General features: G+C 64.8%; 17 protein-coding genes and 1 rRNA gene. 16 read left to right on the forward strand and 2 right to left on the reverse strand.

The genetic code is table 11. The features are described 5' to 3' along the window. Positions 1 to 161 precede the first annotated feature (161 nt). From argC to AC4D2W_RS13495, 10 genes are all read left to right on the forward strand, one after another. Positions 162 to 1,193, forward strand: a complete 1,032-nt coding sequence (gene argC / locus AC4D2W_RS13450; RefSeq protein ID WP_490927409.1) for an N-acetyl-gamma-glutamyl-phosphate reductase — start codon at positions 162 to 164, stop codon at positions 1,191 to 1,193. Beyond that, positions 1,193 to 2,413, forward strand: a complete 1,221-nt coding sequence (gene argJ, locus AC4D2W_RS13455) for a bifunctional glutamate N-acetyltransferase/amino-acid acetyltransferase ArgJ (RefSeq protein WP_490927410.1) — start codon at positions 1,193 to 1,195, stop codon at positions 2,411 to 2,413. Before argC ends, argJ begins: the two co-directional genes overlap by 1 nt. Positions 2,414 to 2,425: 12 nt before the next feature. Continuing rightward, positions 2,426 to 3,349 (forward strand): acetylglutamate kinase, encoded by a 924-nt coding sequence (gene argB, locus AC4D2W_RS13460; RefSeq protein ID WP_490927411.1) that lies wholly within the window; start codon positions 2,426 to 2,428, stop codon positions 3,347 to 3,349. After that, positions 3,346 to 4,719, forward strand: a complete 1,374-nt coding sequence (locus AC4D2W_RS13465) for an acetylornithine transaminase (RefSeq protein ID WP_490927412.1) — start codon at positions 3,346 to 3,348, stop codon at positions 4,717 to 4,719. The genes argB and AC4D2W_RS13465 overlap by 4 nt, the downstream gene beginning before the upstream one ends. Beyond that, entirely contained in the window at positions 4,716 to 5,699 is a 984-nt protein-coding gene (gene argF, locus AC4D2W_RS13470) for an ornithine carbamoyltransferase (protein ID WP_490927413.1), read from the forward strand. The genes AC4D2W_RS13465 and argF overlap by 4 nt, the downstream gene beginning before the upstream one ends. Then, positions 5,696 to 6,232 carry an arginine repressor gene (locus tag AC4D2W_RS13475; RefSeq protein WP_400925803.1) on the forward strand — a complete coding sequence of 179 codons (537 nt, stop codon included), beginning with the start codon at positions 5,696 to 5,698 and terminating at the stop codon, positions 6,230 to 6,232. Before argF ends, AC4D2W_RS13475 begins: the two co-directional genes overlap by 4 nt. Positions 6,233 to 6,332: 100 nt before the next feature. Then, on the forward strand, positions 6,333 to 7,541 hold the full coding sequence (locus AC4D2W_RS13480; protein ID WP_490927414.1) for an argininosuccinate synthase: 1,209 nt from the start codon (positions 6,333 to 6,335) through the stop codon (positions 7,539 to 7,541). Between the two features lie 3 nt (positions 7,542 to 7,544). After that, positions 7,545 to 9,002, forward strand: coding sequence for an argininosuccinate lyase (gene argH / locus AC4D2W_RS13485; protein ID WP_490927415.1), 1,458 nt, complete (start codon positions 7,545 to 7,547; stop codon positions 9,000 to 9,002). A gap of 147 nt (positions 9,003 to 9,149) precedes the next feature. Next, a complete protein-coding gene (locus AC4D2W_RS13490) occupies positions 9,150 to 9,668 on the forward strand; it encodes a pyridoxine/pyridoxamine 5'-phosphate oxidase (RefSeq protein WP_490927416.1) in 519 nt (172 codons plus the stop codon). A gap of 295 nt (positions 9,669 to 9,963) precedes the next feature. Further along, positions 9,964 to 10,800 carry a maleylpyruvate isomerase family mycothiol-dependent enzyme gene (locus AC4D2W_RS13495; RefSeq protein WP_490927417.1) on the forward strand — a complete coding sequence of 279 codons (837 nt, stop codon included), beginning with the start codon at positions 9,964 to 9,966 and terminating at the stop codon, positions 10,798 to 10,800. A 162-nt stretch (positions 10,801 to 10,962) separates the two neighbouring features. On the opposite strand, the gene AC4D2W_RS13500 is transcribed toward AC4D2W_RS13495, so the two are convergent. Next, positions 10,963 to 12,390, reverse strand: a complete 1,428-nt coding sequence (locus AC4D2W_RS13500; protein ID WP_490927418.1) for an HNH endonuclease signature motif containing protein — start codon at positions 12,388 to 12,390, stop codon at positions 10,963 to 10,965. A gap of 580 nt (positions 12,391 to 12,970) precedes the next feature. On the opposite strand from AC4D2W_RS13500, the gene AC4D2W_RS13505 reads away from it, so the two are divergent. Both AC4D2W_RS13505 and AC4D2W_RS13510 read left to right on the forward strand, forming a co-directional pair. Continuing rightward, the gene (locus AC4D2W_RS13505; RefSeq protein ID WP_490927451.1) at positions 12,971 to 13,819 is read left to right on the forward strand and encodes an SRPBCC domain-containing protein; all 849 of its coding nucleotides are present in this window, start codon (positions 12,971 to 12,973) and stop codon (positions 13,817 to 13,819) included. Between the two features lie 79 nt (positions 13,820 to 13,898). Then, positions 13,899 to 14,546, forward strand: a complete 648-nt coding sequence (locus AC4D2W_RS13510; RefSeq protein WP_490927419.1) for a DNA-3-methyladenine glycosylase — start codon at positions 13,899 to 13,901, stop codon at positions 14,544 to 14,546. A 112-nt stretch (positions 14,547 to 14,658) separates the two neighbouring features. Here the strand turns inward: AC4D2W_RS13510 and AC4D2W_RS13515 are convergent, their stop codons facing one another. After that, on the reverse strand, positions 14,659 to 15,654 hold the full coding sequence (locus AC4D2W_RS13515) for an aldo/keto reductase (RefSeq protein ID WP_490927420.1): 996 nt from the start codon (positions 15,652 to 15,654) through the stop codon (positions 14,659 to 14,661). Positions 15,655 to 15,831: 177 nt separating this feature from the next. Between AC4D2W_RS13515 and AC4D2W_RS13520 the strand changes: the two genes are divergently transcribed. The 4 genes from AC4D2W_RS13520 to AC4D2W_RS13535 all read left to right on the forward strand — a co-directional run. Next, positions 15,832 to 16,389 carry an adenine phosphoribosyltransferase gene (locus AC4D2W_RS13520; RefSeq protein WP_490927421.1) on the forward strand — a complete coding sequence of 186 codons (558 nt, stop codon included), beginning with the start codon at positions 15,832 to 15,834 and terminating at the stop codon, positions 16,387 to 16,389. A gap of 167 nt (positions 16,390 to 16,556) precedes the next feature. Next, positions 16,557 to 18,824, forward strand: a complete 2,268-nt coding sequence (locus tag AC4D2W_RS13525; RefSeq protein WP_490927422.1) for a HelD family protein — start codon at positions 16,557 to 16,559, stop codon at positions 18,822 to 18,824. 19 nt (positions 18,825 to 18,843) lie between these two features. Continuing rightward, complete coding sequence (tyrS, locus tag AC4D2W_RS13530; RefSeq protein WP_490927452.1) at positions 18,844 to 20,157, forward strand: tyrosine--tRNA ligase; 1,314 nt, start codon at positions 18,844 to 18,846, stop codon at positions 20,155 to 20,157. 626 nt (positions 20,158 to 20,783) lie between these two features. After that, a 16S ribosomal RNA gene (locus AC4D2W_RS13535) occupies positions 20,784 to 21,096 on the forward strand; the annotation flags it as partial.

Consider the following 21,096-nt stretch of genomic DNA (forward strand, 5'->3'; position numbering starts at 1 on the left):
GTCTCTTCCGTCACGGCGTTCGTTTAGCTGCCATGGTAGGGCAGCGGCGACCATCCGCACAGCTCCGGGCATGAACCCCGCCGGTGGGGCAGGATGGCGCACCCCCGTCATCAATGCATAAATATGAACATCCCTGTATAAATCTGCTGTAGGGTGAAGCTATGACGATTTCAGTTGCTGTCTCAGGAGCCTCCGGTTATGCCGGCGGCGAGGTGCTGCGCCTGCTGGCCGGACACCCCTCCGTCTCCATCGGCGCGATCACCGCGCACAGCAACGCCGGTTCCCGGCTGGGGGAGCTGCAGCCGCATCTGCATGCGCTCGCGGACCGGGTCCTGGAGGACACCACCGTGGAGAACCTGGCCGGACACGACGTCGTCTTCCTGGCACTGCCGCACGGCGCCAGTGCTGCCATTGCAGCTCAGCTGGACCCGTCCGTCCTGGTGATCGACGCCGGAGCCGACCACCGGCTCGAGGATCCGCTGGCCTGGGAAAAGTTCTACGGTTCACCGCATGCCGGGTCCTGGCCCTACGGGCTGCCGGAACTGCCGGGCCACCGTGACCGACTCAAGGGCGCCACCCGGATTGCCGTCCCCGGCTGCTATCCCACGTCCTCACTGCTGGCGCTGGCTCCGGGGTTCTCGGCCGGACTGCTGGAGCCCGACGACGTGGTCATCGTTGCTGCCTCCGGAACCTCCGGTGCGGGCAAGGCCGCGAAACCGCACCTTCTGGGATCCGAGGTCATGGGCGGAATGAGCCCCTACGGAGTGGGCGGCGGACACCGCCACACACCGGAAATCGAACAGGGTCTCTCCGCAGCGGCAGGTGAATCCGTGGCCGTGTCCTTCACTCCCACCCTGGCCCCCATGGCCCGCGGCATCCTCACCACGGCCACCGCGAAGGTGCGCCCGGGCGTAACCGCCGAACAACTGCGCGCTGCCTGGCAGGAAGCGTACGGCAATGAGCACTTTGTCCGTCTGCTTCCCGAGGGCCAGTGGCCGGCCACCAAAATGGTGGTGGGTTCCAACTACGCTGCCCTGCAGCTTGCCTACGACGCCCGCGCCAACCGCGTCATTGTCACCTGCGTGATTGACAACCTGAACAAAGGCACCGCCGGCGGCGCGGTGCAGTCCATGAACATTGCCCTTGGCCTGGACGAAACCGCAGGCCTCATGACGCAGGGAGTTGCCCCGTAATGAGCACCACCGAAAACAGCATCGATGCAGCGCACGAAAGCTCCGAGACCGGTGCCGCCAGCGGAATCACAGGCGTCACCGCTCCGGCAGGCTTCCGTGCATCGGGTATCACTGCCGGGTTGAAGCTCTCCGGCGGACGCGACATGGCACTGGTGGTCAACGAGGGCCCCGCCAAGGCCGCCGCCGCCGTCTTCACCCGCAACCGGGTTGCCGCCGCGCCGATCCACTGGTCCCGGCAGGTCGTTTCCGACGGCCGGGCCGACGCCGTCATCCTCAATTCCGGCGGCGCCAACGCCTGCACCGGACCGCAGGGCTTCCAGAACACGCACGCCACGGCCGAGAAAACGGCCGAGGTTCTGGGCATATCGGCCGCCGACGTGGTGGTCTGCTCCACCGGACTCATCGGCGAGCAGCTGCCCATGGAGAAGATGCTGCCCGGTGTCGAGGCCGCAGCGCAGGCACTCGCGGCCGACGGCGGTGCTGCCGCCGCCGAAGCCATCATGACCACCGACACCGTTTCCAAGCAGGCGGTGTTCTCCGGCAGCGGCTACACCATCGGCGGCATGGCCAAGGGCGCCGGCATGCTGGCTCCGGGGCTTGCGACCATGCTTGTGGTGCTGACCACCGACGCGAAGCTCCCCGCAGCCGACCTGGACGCGGTGCTGCGGACGGCAACCGCCGTCACGTTTGACCGCACCGACTCCGACGGCTGCATGTCCACCAATGACACCGTGCTGCTGATGTCCTCCGGTGCTTCCGGGACCGAACCGGATGCCTCCGAGTTCGCCGCCGGCCTCACCGAGGTATGCCACTGCCTGGCCCAGCAGCTGATCACGGACGCCGAAGGTGCCAGCCACGACATCGCCGTGACCACAATCAACGCCGCCACCGTGGCCGACGCCGAAACCGCCTCCCGCGCCGTCACCCGCTCCAACCTCTTCAAGACCGCAATCTTCGGCAACGATCCGAACTGGGGGCGGGTCCTCTCCGCCGTCGGCACCACCGACGCGGCGTTTGAACCCGACCGGATCAATGTCACCATCAACGGAGTGCAGGTGTGCCGAAACGGCGGCATCGGTGATTCACGCGATCTGGTGGATCTGACGGGACGCAAGGTCACCGTGGAAATCGACCTGAACGCCGGCACGGAAAGCGCCACCATCTGGACCAATGACCTGACCACGGACTACGTCCACGAAAACTCGGCCTACAGCAGCTAATCGGGGACTGACATGAGCACAACAGCAGAAGTTCGGGAACAGCTGGCCGCACAGGACAAGGCCGCCACGCTCATTGAAGCGCTGCCCTGGATCCAGCGGTTTGCCGGCAGCATCATGGTGATCAAATACGGCGGCAACGCGATGGTCAACGATGACCTGCGGCGCGCCTTTGCCGAGGACATCGTCTTCCTGCACCACGTGGGAGTGCATCCCGTGGTGGTGCACGGCGGCGGTCCGCAGATCAATTCCCTGCTGGAACGCCTCGGCATCAAGTCCGAGTTCAAGGGCGGCCTGCGGGTCACCACCCCCGAGGCCATGGACGCCGTCCGCATGGTCCTTACCGGCCAGGTCGGCCGCCAGCTGGTAGGCATGATCAACGCCCACGGCCCCTACGCCGTCGGGCTCTCCGGCGAAGACGGCGGGCTGCTCCAGGCCGAACGCATCGGAACCGTCGTCGACGGCGAAGAAGTGGACCTTGGCCTCGTGGGCGAGGTGACCGGAGTAAATCCCGCCGCCATCGTTGACCTGCTCGACGCCGGCCGCATCCCCGTGATTTCCACCGTGGCTCCCGAGATCAACGCGGACGGTGAACTTACCAGCGACGTCCTGAACGTCAACGCGGACACCGCCGCGGCTGCCCTGGCCGTGGCCCTGGGCGCGTCCCGGCTGGTGGTCCTGACCGACGTCGAGGGTCTGTACTCCAACTGGCCGGACAAGACGTCCCTGATCTCCGCCCTGACTGCGGGAGAGCTGCGGGAGATGCTGCCCTCCCTGGAATCGGGCATGATCCCCAAGATGCAGGCCTGCCTCACAGCGGTCGACGGCGGCGTGGACCGGGCTGCCGTGGTGGACGGCCGCATGGCCCATTCCATGCTGCTGGAAGTCTTCACCACCGCCGGCATCGGCACGCAGGTTGTTCCGGAGGAGCAGGCATGAGCAATTTGACCCCCTTGCAGAACGAAGCGGACACACCGGATGCCGCCGGGACGCTGAACACCCCGGTCTCGGCCGGGGATGCTGCCCTGGCCGGGCTTACCGGCTCGTCCGAGGACTGGCTGCGGCGTTACGGCTCCGCCCTGATGGGAGTCTTCGGGACACCCCAGCGGGTCCTGGTCCGCGGCAGCGGCTGCACCGTGTGGGACGCTGACGGCAAGGCCTATCTTGACCTGCTGGGCGGCATTGCCGTCAACGCGCTTGGCCATGCCCACCCGTTCCTCACCTCCGTGATCGGCAGCCAGCTCGCCACTCTCGGCCATGTCTCCAACTTCTTCACCAGTCCGACGCAGGTTGCCCTGGCCGAAAAGCTGCTGCAGCTCTCCGGAGCCCCCGAAGGTTCCAAGGTTTTCTTCGCCAATTCGGGCACGGAAGCCAACGAGGCAGCGTTCAAACTGGCCCGGCGCAACACCGGAGCGCAGCCGGCGGATGCTGCGGGGGACGGTAAAGCAGCGAACGGGGACAGCGGGCAGCCCCGGCGCACCCGGATCATCGCGCTGGAGGGCGCCTTCCACGGCCGCACCCTCGGCGCGCTGGCCCTGACGGCCAAGAAGGCCTACCGGGCGCCGTTCGAACCGTTGCCCGGGGGAGTGGAGCACGTGCCCTTCGGCGACGTCGAGGCGCTCCGGGCAGCGGTGGATGACACTGTTGCCGCCGTCTTCGTGGAGCCCATCCAGGGCGAAGCCGGTGTGGTCCCGCTGCCTTCGGGGTACCTGCAGGCTGCCCGGGAAATCACCGCCGGCGCCGGCGCCCTGCTGATCGTGGACGAGGTCCAGACCGGCATTGGCCGCACCGGAAAATGGTTCGCCTCCGAGGGTGTGACGCCGGACGCCATGACCCTGGCCAAGGGCCTGGGCGGCGGGTTCCCCGTGGGCGCGCTGATCACGTTCGGGGAGTCGACGTCGTCGTTGTTGGCCGCCGGGCAGCACGGCACCACGTTTGGCGGCAACCCCGTGGCCACGGCAGCGTCGCTGGCCACGCTGCACGTCATCGAATCCACCGGGCTGCTGGACCAGGTCCGGGACACGGGCGAATATCTCCGCGGGGCACTGGCCGCAGTTCCCGGCGTCGTCCAGGTCCGCGGGGATGGCCTGCTGATCGGCTTTGACCTGGCCGGGGATACGGCACCGGCCGCGGTGGCTGCCGCCCTGGACGCCGGATTCATCATCAACTCCACCGGACCGCACACCCTGCGCCTGGCCCCGCCACTGATCCTGACCCGTGAACAGGTTGATTCATTCGTGACTGCGCTGCCGGGAATCCTGGCGTCCGCAGCCGCACGGACCACCGGAAAGACAGAAGGAAAATCATGACCCGCCATTTTCTGGTCGACACCGACCTCACCCAGGCCGAGCAGGCCGAGGTGCTGGATCTTGCCGACGTGCTGAAGAAAGATCCGTACAAGTACCAGCCCTTCGCCGGTGACTCCACGGGCCGCAAGACCGTGGCCGTCATTTTCGACAAGACCTCAACCCGCACCCGCGTGTCCTTCGCCGCCGGCGTGGCCGACCTGGGCGGTGTTCCGCTGATCATCGGCGCGGGCGAGTCCCAGCTGGGGCACAAGGAAAGCGTTACGGACACCACGAAGGTCCTGGAGCGCATGGTGTCCACCATTGTGTGGCGCACCTACGCGCAGGCCGGGCTGGAGGAAATGGCAGCCGTTTCCCGGGTTCCCGTGATCAACGCCCTGTCTGATGATTACCATCCCTGCCAGCTCCTCGCGGACCTGATGACCATCCGCGAGCACAAGGGAACGCTCGCCGGGCTCACCCTGACCTACCTGGGTGACTGCGCCAACAACATGGCCAACTCCTACCTCCTGGCCGGTGTCACGGCGGGAATGCACGTCCGGGTTGCCGGCCCCATCGGCTATCTTCCGGATCCCCTGGTGGTCGACGCCGCCGCCGCCCGCGCGGAGGAAACCGGCGGATCGGTAATGATCACCACCGACGCCGCTGAAGCTTTGGCCGGAGCCGACGTCGTCGCCACCGACACGTGGGTCTCCATGGGCCAGGAAGATGAGAAGGCGGCCCGCTCGGAGCTTTTCCGCAGCTATGCAGTGGACGCTGCCGCCATGGAGCAGGCTGCGGACGACGCCGTCGTTCTCCATTGCCTGCCCGCCTACCGCGGGTACGAAATTTCCGCCGATGTCCTCGACGGGCCGCAGTCCGTGGTCTGGGACGAAGCGGAGAATCGTCTGCATGCACAGAAAGCCCTCATGCTCTGGCTGATGGCCCGTTCCGGCCTGACCGGTGTTCCCGAGGGCAAGTTCGCGGAGGAGGCCGCATCATGAGCATGCCCGCCACCAAGACGGCACGGCAGGCCCGCATCCGCGCCCTGCTGACCGGACTGTCGGTGCGTTCCCAGGCTGAGCTCGCTGCCCTGCTCGCGGACGACGGCGTCCAGGTCACCCAGGCCACCCTGTCACGGGACCTGGTGGAACTGGGCGCGGTGCGCATGCGCGGCAAGGACGGCGTCCTGGTTTATGCGGTGCCTTCAGAGGGTGGGCAGCGGGCGCCGCAGTCCGGCGTCTCGCCTGAGGTCCTGGACGCACGCCTGGCCCGGCTCTGCGGTGAACTGCTGGTCACAGCGGAGGCCTCCGGCAACATTGTGGTGCTGCGGACCCCTCCCGGTGCGGCAAACTTTCTGGCTCTCGCCATCGACCACTCGGTGATTCCGTCCATTCTTGGCACCATTGCCGGTGATGACACCGTGGTGATGGTGACCCGCGAACCCAACGGCGGCGCCGACGTGGCAGCACGCTTCCTGCGCATTGCGGACGAAGCCACCGCCAACGGCCAGGCTCCGGACAGCCGCATCCTGTGATGCCGGATTCGTTCCCGGCTCCGGCCCCGTAACTTTCCACTTACCTTCATCAACACAGCAGCCCGCAGCGGCTGCGCACTACGCAAGAGGAGCATATTTCGTGAGCGAACGCATTGTTCTGGCCTACTCCGGTGGCCTTGATACTTCGGTAGCCATCGGCTGGATCGCCGAAGCAACCGGTGCCGAAGTCATCGCCGTGGCGGTGGACGTTGGACAGGGCGGCGAGTCCCTGGAAACCATCCGCCAGCGCGCCCTGGCGTGCGGCGCCGTCGAAGCCTATGTTGCCGATGCCCGGGACGAATTCGCCTCCGAGTACTGCATGCCGGCCCTGAAGGCCAACGCCCTCTACATGGATTCCTATCCTCTGGTTTCCGCCCTTTCCCGTCCGGTGATCGTCAAGCACCTCGTTGCAGCGGCACGCCAGTTCGGTGCCACCACCGTGTCCCACGGCTGCACCGGCAAGGGCAACGACCAGGTCCGCTTCGAGGTCGGCATCCAGACCCTGGGCCCGGACCTGAAGTGCATCGCACCCGTCCGCGACCTGGCCCTGACCCGTGACAAGGCCATTGCCTTCGCCGAGCAGAAGAACCTGCCGATCGTCACGACCAAGAAGAACCCGTTCTCCATCGACGCCAACGTCTGGGGACGCGCCGTGGAGACCGGCTTCCTGGAAGACATCTGGAACGGTCCCACCCCGGATGTGTACGAGTACACCTCCGATCCCGCAGCCGGCCTTCCCGCCGACGAAGTGGTCATCAGCTTCAAGGAGGGGGTACCGGTCGCGATCGACGGCAAGCCCGTCACTCCGCTGCAGGCCATTGAGGAAATGAACCGCCGCGCAGGAGCCCAGGGCATCGGCCGCATCGACATCGTGGAAGACCGCCTCGTAGGCATCAAGAGCCGCGAAATCTACGAAGCCCCCGGCGCCATGGCCCTGATGACCGCCCACCGTGAACTCGAAAACGTCACCGTTGAGCGCGAGCAGGCCCGTTTCAAGAAGACCGTGGGCCAGCGCTGGACCGAGCTGGTCTACGACGGCCAGTGGTTCTCTCCGCTGAAGAAGTCCCTGGACGCCTTCGTGGAAGACACCCAGAAGTACGTGTCCGGCGACGTCCGCATGAATATGCAGGGCGGCCGCGCAGTAGTGACCGGGCGCCGTTCGGATTCCTCGCTGTACGACTTCAACCTGGCCACCTACGACACCGGTGACAGCTTCGACCAGTCCATGGCCCGTGGCTTCATCGAGCTGTTCGGCATGTCCTCCAAGGTGGCCTCCGGCCGCGACCAGCGTTTGGCAGAAGGTAAGTAAGAAATGAATCACGGCAAGCCGCCGGCGAAACCGGCCGGACCCGCAGCAGCAGGTTCCACCGTCCAGGGCGCGTTGTGGGGCGGCCGATTTGCAGGCGGTCCCGCTGACGCCCTCGCGGCGCTGAGCAAGTCCACCCACTTCGACTGGCGGCTTGCCGGCTATGACATTGCCGGCTCCCGGGCGCACGCCCGCGTGCTGCACACGGCCGGCCTGCTCGACGACGAGGAGCTGGCGGGCATGCTCGCCGCCCTGGACGAGCTCGACGCCGATGTCCGCTCGGGTGCCTACACGCCTGCGGACTCCGATGAGGACGTCCACGGTTCCCTGGAACGCGGACTCATTGAGCGCGCCGGACCGGCTCTGGGCGGAAAGCTGCGCGCGGGTCGGTCCCGCAATGACCAGATCGCCACCCTGGGCCGGATGTACCTGCGCGACCATGCCCGCATCATCGCAGCCGGGGTACTGGCCACCGTCGACGCTCTCGTTGAACAGGCGGAAAAGCACCTGGGCGTGGCCATGCCCGGACGCACCCACCTCCAGCACGCCCAGCCGGTGCTGCTCAGCCACCACTTGCTGGCCCATGCCTGGGCACTGCTGCGCGATGTGCAGCGTCTGGTTGATTGGGACAAGCGCGCAGCGGTGTCCCCGTACGGTTCCGGTGCTTTGGCCGGCTCGTCGCTGGGGCTGGATCCCAACGCGGTGGCCACCGAGCTCGGATTCACCTCAGCCGTCTGGAACTCCATTGACGGAACCGCCTCGCGCGATGTCTATGCGGAGTTCTCCTGGGTGGCCGCCATGATCGGTGTGGACCTGTCCCGCATCAGCGAGGAAATCATTGTTTGGGCCACCAAGGAGTTCTCCTTTGTGACCCTCGATGATGCCTTCTCCACCGGCTCGTCCATCATGCCGCAGAAGAAGAACCCTGACGTGGCGGAGCTGGCCCGCGGCAAGGCCGGCCGCCTGATTGGTGATCTCACCGGGCTTCTGGCCACGCTCAAGGGTCTTCCGCTGGCTTACAACCGTGACCTGCAGGAGGACAAGGAGCCGGTGTTCGACGCTGCCGACACCCTTGAAGTGCTGCTGCCCGCGGTTTCGGGCATGATCGCTACGCTCACGTTCAACACCGAGCGGATGCAGGCTCTGGCACCCCAGGGGTTTGCTCTCGCTACTGACATTGCGGAGTGGCTGGTCCGCCAGGGCGTGCCTTTCCGCGAAGCGCACGAACTCTCCGGTGCAGCCGTGAAGCTGGCGGAAGGCCGCGGCGTCGAGCTCTGGGACCTGACCGACGAGGAGTATGCAGGTATTTCTCCGCACCTGACACCAGAGGTCCGCTCCGTACTGAGCACCGAAGGATCCCTGGACAGCCGCAGCGGCCAGGGCGGAACGGCCCGGTCTGCCGTGGAAGCGCAGCTCGCAGCCCTGAAGTCTGAGGTGGAGACGGTTCGCAGCTACGCTGCTTGATCAGAACCGCTGCCTGAATACACGCACCTCGGAAGGACCCCGGAGAGCTGATCGCTTTCCGGGGGCCTTTCGGCTTCTCTCGGGACGCTTTCCGTGTGGCTTCGAGCGCCGTGGGCGTGCCGCATATCCGGCGGCTACCCTTAGGCCATGAGCGACTCCTTCCGATTGATGCTGCGCGCGTTGCCCGACTTCCCTGAAGATCTTCCGGGATTCGACCCTGCCCGGGCGCCGGCTGATCCTGCTGATCTGTTCCGTTCCTGGCTCGACGAAGCCCTCGCCGCCGGCGTACGCCAGCCCCATGCCTTTTCGCTGGCGACGGCAGATGCAGGCGGGAACCTGTCTTCACGGATGCTCATTCTGAAAAACCTCGACGACGACGGCTGGCACTTTGCGACTTCCCGCACCTCGCGGAAGGGCCGGGAACTCTCAGCCAATCCCCGTGCCGCGATGAACTTTTACTGGTCCGAGCTGGGGCGGCAAATTCGGGTCAGCGGCAGCGTGGTCCAGCTGTCTGACGAAGCATCGGCACGGGACTGGGACGAACGTCCTGCCGGTGACGGCTCGGCCAACCCCGAGTGGCAGTTGTACGCACTGCAGCCCGTCGAGATTGAGTTCTGGCAGGCTGACCCCGGTCGACGGCACATCCGCCACCGTTACCAGCTCTAACCAGTTCTAAAAGCAGTTCTCAACCAGCTCTGATTGCGCTTCTAACCAGTTCTCAACACGTCAGGAGCTGCTACCGGCCCGGTTGAAGCATCTGACACGTGCCGGGGTTTCGAGTGCACAAGATTCCGGGTGCCCTGAATCCCGGGTGTACCAATCCCGGGTGCCTAAATCCCGGGTGCCTAAATCCCGGGTGCCCTGAATCCCGGGTGTACCAATCCCGGGTGCCTAAATCCCGGGTGCACCAAAAGCCGCTCCGAGTGGTGGCAAACCGGTTCCGGCGCTCTATGGTGTGTCAATGACTGGTCCCTCCGATGCCACGGGTTCCTCCCGGCCCTCCGTTCCCAAGCCGTCGCCCCGGCCGTCTTCCTCCCAGCTGATGTCTTATCTGGAGTCCGCCGCAGCAGGCTTCATGGAGCACGCGGGTTCTCTGCAGGATGCCGATGTCCGGGATGCGTCGCGCCTTCCAGGATGGACACGCGGACATGTTCTGGCGCACGTGGCCGGAGTCGCTGATGCCATGGAACGACAGCTCAGATACGCTGCGGACGGCGAGACCATTGACATTTACGACGGCGGGTCGGACGGCCGCAACCGGGCGATCGAAGAAGGAGCCGTGCGTTCAGCCGAGCTGCACAGACAACAGCTGGATGCAAGTTTGAACGGCGCGTTGTCTGCCTTCCGCAACTTGCAGGAGTCCGACTGGCGCATTCCGATCTCGTACCGCGGCGGAGTGGTGCGGGACGGCGGACTGGCACTGTGGCGTGAACTCGTTATTCACGGAACCGATTTGGGAACCGGAGGCGAAGCCGACGCCTGGTCCCCGCAGTTCTGCGAACATCTCTTTGGTTTCCTCTCCGCCCGCGTTCCTTCCGGAGTACGGCTGAGGATCCAGCCGATTGGAATGTCCCCTCGAGTCCTCGCAGCCGTTCCGCTGGCTTCAAGCTCAGCGGGGGACGGAAGCACTGGCTCGGTGCACGGAAGCACTGTCTCGGTTAACGGCACGGCGACAGACATCGCCGCTTGGCTCGCCGGCCGAACCCCCAATCTGGGGAGCCTGCGGGCTGAAGCAGATGCCGATGCTGTCGACCTTCCCAGCCTCCTGCCCTGGCCGTCAGGTACCCCGGCCAAGTAGCGGCCGCGGAGCCAGCCGACTGTAAACCGGGTGCTAGCCGTTCACGTTCAGGTGCACCGCTCACGTTCAGTTCCCCCGTCAGATGCACCCGGTAACGTCCAGTTGTCCCGTTCAGGTGCACCGGCCACGTTCAGTTCTCCCGTTCAAGAACACCGGGAGAGATCAAAACGGCGGCGGTTCGACATACTCCGAGCCCGACTCAGACCCTGCGTTAGTATGCGTTGCGTCCAGAGGGGATCGGAGTTGGCCGAGGGTAAGCTCCGGCTGGGTTTGATAATGCCGTCCCAAAGGTGAGATCCACTCCAGCACGCCCGGTGATACCTGTCGGGCTTTCCAGTGGCCCAGGGTTTTCAGCCGATGGTGCTTCTTGCAGAGGTTCGCCAGATTCCAGTGCTCGGTTGGACCGCCCTGTGCCCACGGAATGGTGTGGTCCGTTTCGGTCCTGGCCGTGCCGGTACTGCAGCCCGGGAACCGGCACGTTTGATCCCGCGCCTGCAGCCAGCGTCGAAGGCCGGCCGGCACCTTTCGCCGCCGCCCCACTCCCAGAACTTCGCCTGTGCGGGCATCTTGGACCAGTCCGGTCCACCGGCAGGCGGTTCGGGCGAGCCTGCGGGCGGCCTCTGCGCTGATAGGTCCGTAGCCGGCGAGTTCTGCAGGGGCATTATCGGCGCCGAAGAGCGTGTCGGCGTTGATGAGCACCATGATCTCCGCGACGGTTCCGGAAGGAAGCTGAGGAGTGTCGCGACTGCCTCCAGGGCCGGTCTCGCGTTCATTTCTCACGTTGGGTGCACCCTTCTGGCTGGTCTCGCGTTCATCTCTCGCGATCGCCCCACCTCCGGCAGACCCAGCCCCGGACCCAGACCCGGCCTCGGCGTCATCCCGGCCGCTGCAGGCATCCGGTTCGCCGATCCACGGTTCGGGCGTGTGCAGGAGCAGGCTGGCCAGGATGTCAGCGCGAAGTTGGTCCAAGCCGCGCGGGTCGCCCAGAAGCTGTTCTCCGCGCGCTGCGCCGGTGAGGGCGCCGAAGATGCCCTGCCCTTTGTCCGCGGGCAGGTACGCCGTGAGGTGTCCCATGCCGTCGGGCTGAGGCTGGAACCAGACCCTCCGCTGCTCAAATGCTTTCCGGTGGCGTACGGGAGTGGTTTCCGGATAGCTCCTTTCCCGAAGGCGGCGGGCCTTCCGGACCAACTGCGCGTTCGTCAGTCCCGGGGCCAGCTTCAATAGCTCTTGTTCCATGGCAAGGGCTGCACCGGGAGGAAAAACCTGTGCCTCCTGGGCAGGAACCGCATGGGGAGGAAGCTCCTCTGCGACAAGCGAACGCGTCTGGTCAAGGATCGTCAGGGCCTGGGCCGGAGTAACTGCCGCACGTTCCAGCGCGTCCAAGGTGCTGGGGCATCGTTCACAAAGTTCGCAGGCTTCATCAACCAGGGCCTTGGCTGTCCCCTCCGGGATGCCAAGCATCGTTGCTACTTCAGTCGCGGTGAGACTGAAGGCCAGACCGGGGTCCACTGCTCGCGTAACGGCAGCTCTGCCGCTGGCTGCATCCTCCGCGGCACGCTCAGCGTTGAAAGATTGGAGTTCCTCAATCATCAGCAAATGCTGCCGATAGATCAGACGCACCCTGGCCGCTGCTGCCCAACCCTCCAGCAGCCGCAGGCCCTGCAGGGCTGAACCTGTTCGCTCCTGATTCAAGGAACCGGCCGGGCTTAGCCGCAAGCAGCCGCTGAGACCGTCGGGAAAACCTGAAGCCGACCGAGGAATGCAATCGCTGCCCCGAAGCTGATCCGCAGAGAACATCGATCCTTCATCTGTACCGGTTTCACACGCTCCATCGTCCAGCCCCGCCGAACCCTCCGCCCGCGCTGCAAGCCCTCCGTCGGAACACCCGTCATCGTTCCGGCCGGCGGGCCAGCTCGAATCAGGAAACCACCAAGGATCGGGAGGAGGGTCTACCCGCTTGCCGTACGCCGTCGTATCCATGACTTAAGGCTGTCAGCCGCCACCGACATTTCAGGTCCCTTTAGCCCGGCCAGATCACCGCGTAGTACGTGGAAAAAAGCGAGTATTGTGACCGGTCCCCGGCCCTGTCCGGCGAGCCTTACGGTACCTCGGGCTGGAAGCTAGGCTGGAAAAGCCCACCCCGGTGGATTCCGGACAGGAGGACCTTGTGATGCCAGGACAGTTCAGCTCCGCGCCCGTTCCCGAAGGCCGCATCGAGAAGCTTTCAGACGGATTTGCTTTGGCCTTTGACCGCCAGTTCGACTATCCCGCCGCACACATCTGGGACATCCTGACCAACCCCGGGAAGATCTCCCTTTGGCTTGGGCAGATAAGCCCCGAATGGCAATTGGGCAAGGAATACACGCTGGACATGGACGGCGGGTCCAGTTCCGGAACGGTGCTCCAGCTGGAACCCCGCTCGAGCCTGCAGATCACGTGGGAAGACCAGCTGGGCTCAGACTCCGTGCTGGAATGGCAGGTGCTGGAGAGCAGCGGGGGAGCGTTGCTGCTGTTTCGCTCCCGGACTGACACGCCCGATTTCCTGGCTGAGGGCAGCGCGGGCTGGCAGGGCATCCTGGACGCATTCGCCCACGTCGCAGCAGGCAGGGAACCCCAGCCGGACAGCAGGGAGCAATGGCTGACACTGCGGGATGCCTACGCCGAGGACTTCAACATCTCACCCACGATGGGTCTGGTCTCGGGCTCGGGACCCGATGCCGAACTGGTATTTGAGCGCTGGTACCGTGCGCCGTCCGAGGATGTGGAAGCCGCCGCCAACGCCGCCGCCCGGAGGCTGGGTTTAGGCGCTGAGGCGCAGATGGAAATGGCCGACGACGGCGATGAAACAAGGCTCACGCTACGCCAGCCCGCAACCGTAAGCCCGGACCAGACGGCAGCGCTGCTGGCGGCCTGGCATGTGACGCTGGACGCGGTTCGCGATCAGCTGGACGGCAGCATGCCCCACCCCAATTCGCACCGCTTGGCGGCATTGGAACAGTTTTACCGGTCCATGGTCTAAGCAGGCCGCAGGGAAGCACGGGGTCCGGCACTGCGGCGCTGATTCTGCTGAGCCGCCCTGCACTTGCTACGGTCAAAGTATGGAAGACACAAGCGCAAGGTCGCGGCTTGCGGTGCCGGCCACCAGCGCCGCCCGCCTCCTGTTGGGATCGGTCCTCACGCACGACGACGGCGGGGGTCCGGTGAGCGTCCGCGTTACCGAGGTGGAGGCTTACATGGGTGATGTTGACCCCGGGTCCCACGCTTTCCGCGGACGCACGGCACGGAACAACACCATGTTCGGTCCAGCCGGCCATCTTTACGTCTACTTCACGTACGGAATGCATTACTGCGCCAACGTGGTGTGCGGCGAGGAGGGGTTTGCCACCGGACTGCTGCTGCGGGGCGGGGAGATCGTTGAGGGAATCGAAACCGCACGGTCCCGACGCAACAATCCGCGCACCGACCTGGATCTGGCCCGCGGACCGGCCCGGCTGGCCCAGGCCCTCGGCATCAACCGGGATCTCGACGGAGCCGACGTCTTTGCGGCTCCGCTGCGCCTCGAACTGCCCGATCAGCCGGTGGCAGACGCACTGGTTTCCTCCGGCCCCCGTGTGGGAGTCAGCGGAGCCGGCGGCAGCGACGAATACCCGTGGCGTTTCTGGCTGACCGCCGATCCCACAGTCTCCAAATACCGTCCGGCAGTCGCCCGCAAGCGCCCGACTGCCGCTGGTGCGACTGCCCGGTAGCCGAAAAAGGCCCTAATAGTCGGGCCCGGCAGCCGGAAAACGCAAAGGCGGCGTCCGGGATGAACCTCCCGGACGCCGCCCCAACCTGGATCCTGCCGGCCGCAGGATCCTTCTATGCGCCGCTCGGCAGGGGCGCCTGCGCAGAGATCAGCTTGTTCTCCAGCAGTTCGTCCCAGAAGGCGCCGGGAATCTGTGCCTTCATGGCCGCGACATCCTCGGCGACGCGCTCGGGCCGGCTGGAACCGGGGATGACCGCAGCCACAGCGGGGTGGGCCGTGGAGAACTGCAGCGCAGCTGCCTTCAGGCTCACGTCGTGGCGCTGGGCGATTGCCGTCAGCCGCGCGATCCGCTCCTTGACCGCCGGAGGAATCTCCGCGTAATCGAAGTAGTCCCCGCCCAGCAGGGCACCGGAGTTGAACGGACCGCCGACGACGATTCCCACACCCTTTTCCTGTGCAGCGGGCATCATGCGCTGCAGGGCACGCTCGTGCTGCAGCAGGGTGTACTGGGTGGCGGAGAGGCTCATGGTCGGAGCCGCCACATCCATGTCCATGGCCAGCTCGATGGGCTCGGTGGTGTTGACCCCGAGGCCCCAGCCCTGGATCACGCCTTCGCCCTGCAGCCGGGCCAGAACGCGGAACGCACCGGTTCGGGCCTCATTGAACTTGGCCACCCATTCGTCGCCCAGGAAGTCCCGGGACGTGTCATGGATGAAGACAAAGTCCAAGCGGTCGGTCTTTAGCCGAGTCAGGCTTTCCTCGATGGACCGCAGCGTGGCATCAGCCGTGTAATCCGTGGCGATCTTATTCGCCCGTCCGTGGTTGAAGAGGCCGTCGCTCTTCTCTTCCTCTTCGTCCAGGATGAGCCGCCCCACCTTGGTGCTCAGGGCAAACTCGTCGCGGGGGTGCTGGGAGAGCACCTCGCCCAAGCGTGATTCAGCCAAACCGGCGCCGTAGAACGGAGCGGTATCGAAGTAACGGATGCCTTCGTTCCAGGCGGCCTCGACGGTGGCCAGTGCCTCGTCCTGGGGAATGTCACGGAACATGTTTCCCAGCGGAGCCGTCCCGAATCCGATCTTGTTCTTCAGCACTTCGTGCAGGTTAACCATGTGTTTCAATCCTTGCTGTTGATTCCGGGTCCTCTCCGAAGGACCCGCTGAAACGTGGCAACTGCCTTCCCGGAGGCTTTATTCCGCCACCCGTCGGAGTCGCGGGCCGTCGAGAGAAGTGCCACAGCTGCCCCCGTCAGCCACGAGGCGCCGCAGCTGAGCGGGTAAGGTGGATGCGTGAAAGAAACGCCCGCGGACGCCGCACAGAACATTGAGCCCATTGCCGAAACCATTGAACGACTGGGCGCAATTGTGCCGGATTACCCCAAGCCGGGAGTCGTCTTCCGCGACCTGACGCCTGTTTTTGCCGACGGTCCCGCGTTCCGCGGCGTTGTCGATGCTCTGCTGGCCGAGTATGAGGGACGCTTCGACTACGTAGCGGGGGTTGAAGCCCGCGGGTTCCTCCTCGCCGCAGCAGCGGCCTATGCGGCTGACAAGGGCGTCATCACCATCCGCAAGCCCGGCAAGCTGCCGCGCCGCGTGTTTTCCGAGAGCTTCTCCATGGAATACAGCGAAAACACGCTGGAAGTTCATCAGGATGACATTCCGGCCGGCTCCCGCGTCCTCATCCTGGACGATGTGCTCGCTACCGGCGGGACCCTCGGTGCAACGGCCCGGCTCATCGAGAAGGCCGGCGCCGTAGTGGCCGGATTCGGCGTCGTCCTGGAACTGAAGGACCTCGGCGGACGCGACGCGCTGGCAGGTTACCCGGTGCACGCCCTGGTCGCTTACTAACCCTATTTTCCGCTCTTCCGCACGGCGGAGCATCACCGCGTCTCCGGAGTGAGACGCACTAAGACCCATCCGGCAAGGGCCGGCGTCACTTAAATAGCTCAGTGCATGGAAAAAGTCCAAATGCACGCTAAACTTGTGGGTCTGCCTTTGCGAGAGGGAACGCGAACATGCCTGAAACGTCTTCTGCCCACCATGAGCTGGAACATGAGCGACACTACGTCGCCGGTTTGTACTCACGACTCGATGAACTCCGTGAAGAAAAGCGCGAGCAGCTGGCCCAGGTGCGGCGCAGCACCTCGGCCGGTTCACATCAGAACCGCTCCGAGCGCGATGCCTTTGCCACGATGTATGAGGATCGCCTGGCACAGCTGAACGCCGTTGACGACCGCCTGGTTTTCGGCCGGCTGGACCTCGACGACGGCGAGGAGCGTTACATCGGCCGGATCGGCCTCTCCACCGCTGATCTGCAGCGGCTGATGGTGGACTGGCGGGCGCCGGAAGCAGGCACCTTCTACCAGGCCACCGCCTTTGAACGCCAAGGCGTTCGACGCCGCCGCCACCTGATCCTCAAGGGCCGCAGCGTCCAGGCCATCGAAGACGACGTGCTGGACTACAGCATGCTCGAGGAAGAGGAAGCGCTGCAGGGCGAAGGTGCACTGCTGGCCGCCCTGAACTCCAAGCGCACCGGACAGATGTCGGACATCGTCGGCACCATTCAGGCCGAGCAGGACCGCATCATCCGTGCACCGCTGGCGGGCACGCTCGTCGTCCAGGGCGGACCGGGAACCGGAAAGACCGCCGTCGCACTCCACCGTGCGGCGTACCTGCTGTACACGCACCGCGAACGGCTCAAGTCCGCCGGCGTGCTGCTTGTGGGTCCTTCCAATGCGTTCATCCGCTACATCGAACGCGTCCTTCCATCCCTGGGTGAGACCGGCGTCGTCATGTCCAGCCTGGGACAGCTCATGCCGGGCATCACCGCCGTTCCGGAAGAGAACGCGCACGTTGCCGAGATCAAGGGCCGGATTTCCATGGCCGACGTCGTCGCGCGCGCTGTTGCCAACCGCCAGCGCATGCTGCCGGAACCGCGGAAGCTGAACGTGGAGGGAACCATCCTCACGCTGACGCCGAAGATGGTCCAGCGTGCCCGCGACAAGGCGCGCGCCACCGGCAAGCCGCACAACGAGGCCCGCGTTACCTTCGTGAAGATCCTCCTGCGCGAACTTACCGAACAGCTCACTGAACAGCTCGAAGAGTCCGCCGGTGCCGGCAACAGCACTGACCGCGCGTATTTGGCCGAGGACGTGCGTGCCTCCCGCGACGTGCGCGTGGCCTTGAACCTGTGCTGGATGCCGATGACACCGGAGAAACTGCTCTCCGAACTCTTCAGTAAGCCCGGACACCTTGAAGGGGCCGCTCCGGACCTGAGCGACGAGGAAATCCGCCTGCTGCGCCGCAGCCCGGATGCACCGTGGACGGAAGCCGATGTTCCGCTGCTGGACGAGGCAGCCGAACTGCTCGGTGAGCTGGATGCCTCCGCCGGCCGCGACCATGCCCTGCGCGAAGAACAGCGCAAGCGGGACCTGGCCAACGCCGAGCGCGCCATCGAAAACACCGAAGGCTTCCTGGAAGATTCCGGTGCCCACGGGATCCTGTCCGCCGAGGACCTGGCGGACCACAACACCGTAGGGGAGGCGCGCCTGACCGCCGCCGACCGCGCCGCCGTCGACCGCACCTGGGCCTTCGGGCACATTGTGGTGGATGAAGCGCAGGAACTTTCCGCCATGCAGTGGCGCCTGCTGATGCGCCGTTGCCCGCTGAAGTCCTTCACCGTGGTGGGCGATATTGCCCAGACCAGCTCCGCCGCCGGCGCCACCTCCTGGCAGCAGGCGCTGACGCCGTTCGTGGGGGAGCGCTGGACGCTGGAAGAGCTGACCGTGAATTACCGCACTCCGGCGCAGATCGCCGAAGCCGCGGTGCGCATGGCCAACGCCGCCGGACTGGTGGTTTCCGCGCCGAAGGCGGTCCGCGAGGGACGCTGGGCGCCGTTCGTTGACCGGGTGCCCGAGGGCGGTCTCGTTGCCCGTTTGATGGAGACGCTGCCGGAGGACCTTGCCGCCCTGGAAGGCGGCCTGCTGGCGGTCATCGCCGAGGAACACCACCTCGATGCCGTGCGCCGGGAAATCGGAGCGGTGTACGGCAAGCGCCTGGGCACCGGAGCCGGCGGACTGGAACAGGACATCGTGGTCACCTCGCCGCGCGAGGCCAAGGGACTGGAGTTCGACGGCGTCGTCATCCTTGAGCCGGAAGAACTGCTGACCGCTGCCGCCGGAAAGGTGGGGGACCTGTACGTTGCGATGACCCGTCCCACGCAGCGCCTGCGTCTTATTGCCGCCGGCCCGGTTCCCGCGGGCATTGTCGAAGAAGAAGACTGATATTTTGGAAGACGTGACTATCGAAACCCCAGCGGGCCTGAGCGCCCAGAAGAATGACCCCACCTTTCCCAACGTTTGGCAGGAACTGAAGTGGCGCGGCCTGGTCCAGGTCTCCACTGACGAAGCCGAGCTGGAGAAACTGCTCGCCGGGGATTCGATTACCTATTATTGCGGCTTCGATCCCACAGCGCCGAGCCTGCACCTGGGCAACCTGGTGCAGCTGCTGACGATGCGCCGCCTGCAGCTGGCCGGCCACCGTCCGCTGGCCCTCGTGGGAGGATCCACCGGCCTGGTCGGTGACCCGCGCCCGACGGCCGAACGCACCATGAACACCAAGGAAACCGTCTCCGAATGGGTCGGCTACCTGCAGGGACAGGTGCAGCGCTTCCTCAGCTTCGAGGGGCAAAACGCCGCGCAGATGGTCAACAACCTTGACTGGACCGCTCCCATGAGTGCCATCGACTTCCTGCGGGACATTGGCAAGCACTTCCGGGTGGGCACCATGATCAAGAAGGAGATTGTCTCCTCGCGCCTCAACTCCGACGAAGGCATTTCCTACGCCGAGTTCAGCTACCAGGTGCTGCAGGGCATGGATTACCTCCAGCTCTTCCGCGACTACAACTGCGTGCTGGAAACCGGCGGATCGGACCAGTGGGGCAACCTCACCTCGGGCACCGAGCTGGTGCGCAAGGTGGAGGGCAAGAGCGTCCATGCTCTGGGTACCCCGCTGATCACCAACTCGGACGGCACCAAGTTCGGCAAGAGCGAGGGCAACGCCATCTGGCTGGACAGCGCCATGACCAGCCCGTACGCGATGTACCAGTTCTGGCTGAACACGTCGGATGCCGACGTCGTGGACCGGCTCAAGGTCTTCACCTTCCTGACCAAGGCGGAAATCGAAGAGCTTGCCGTCTCCGTTGCCGAAGAACCGCACAAGCGGGCAGCGCAGCGCCGGCTGGCCTACGACGTGACGTCCCTGATCCATGGGGTGGAAGCAACCGAGAAGGTTATTGCCGCCTCTGCCGCACTGTTCGGACAGGGTGAAATCAGCGACCTTGACGAAGCCACACTGAGTGCAGCCACTGCGGAACTCCCGCGGGTGGTTGTGAACAGCAGCGGACTGGGAATCATTGACCTGCTGGTTGCCTCCGGACTGTCCGGCAGCAACTCCGCCGCGCGGCGGACGGTCTCCGAAGGCGGGGCATACGTCAACAACCGCAAAATCACTGATGCAGAGGCAGTCATTGGAAGTGATGACCTGCTGCACGGCAAGTATCTGCTGCTGCGCCGCGGCAAGCGCACTCTGGCCACGGTGGAAGTCAGTGCTTCCTGAGTTCATCGCATTGATCAGCGTGTTCTGATCGTGCATTGATCACAGTGGAAGGCCGGTTTTCGGCTCCCGTCATCCTGGATATCCGGGGTGACAGGAGATCGAAAGCCGGCCTTCTGCATACCCCGGAGTTAACGGGCGCACAGCGTGCAGCAGATCACATGCTTCCGGGTTGCACGGACCGGTAAGGCTGTGTAAAGTTGAGTGAGTTGCCCCGGAGAGCGCCCAGCGGACATGGTCTGCAAGCGAGACTCCCGGATCCGGCAACATCCCACAACACAGCGGCGGAGATAATCCGGATGCTTTGTGGTGGGTTCGTCCGGTCGGATGAAGCGGTAACCGGGAATTATCCCGAATTGCCAAACACGGTCCGGATGAAATAGAATAAAGAAACACTGCAGCGAAGAGAAAAGAAAAACATTAATTGTTTTTCCGAGTATTTCGGATGCATCTGTTGTTTGAGAACTCAATAGTGTGCCAAGTTTATTGATACCAATTTATTTTAATTGGTTGAACAGGCTGTGACCGCCCACCCCGTGGGTATGGGACAGCTTTTTTAGCTGGTTTCGAATTTAGTGCAGGACCGTGCAGCCAATTTTCCTTGGCTCCGGTCTTGTGTCTGTAACACATTTACGGAGAGTTTGATCCTGGCTCAGGATGAACGCTGGCGGCGTGCTTAACACATGCAAGTCGAACGATGACTTTTGTGCTTGCACAAAATGATTAGTGGCGAACGGGTGAGTAACACGTGAGTAACCTGCCCTTAACTTCGGGATAAGCCTGGGAAACCGGGTCTAATACCGGATACGACGGACCGCCGCATGGTGGTCCGTGGAAAGCTTTATGCGGTTTTGGATGGACTCGCGGCCTATCAGCTAGTTGGTTGGGGTAACGGCCCACCAAGGCGACGACGGGTAGCCGGCCTGAGAGGGTGACCGGCCA

Source organism: Arthrobacter sp. TJ-58 (assembly GCF_058269295.1).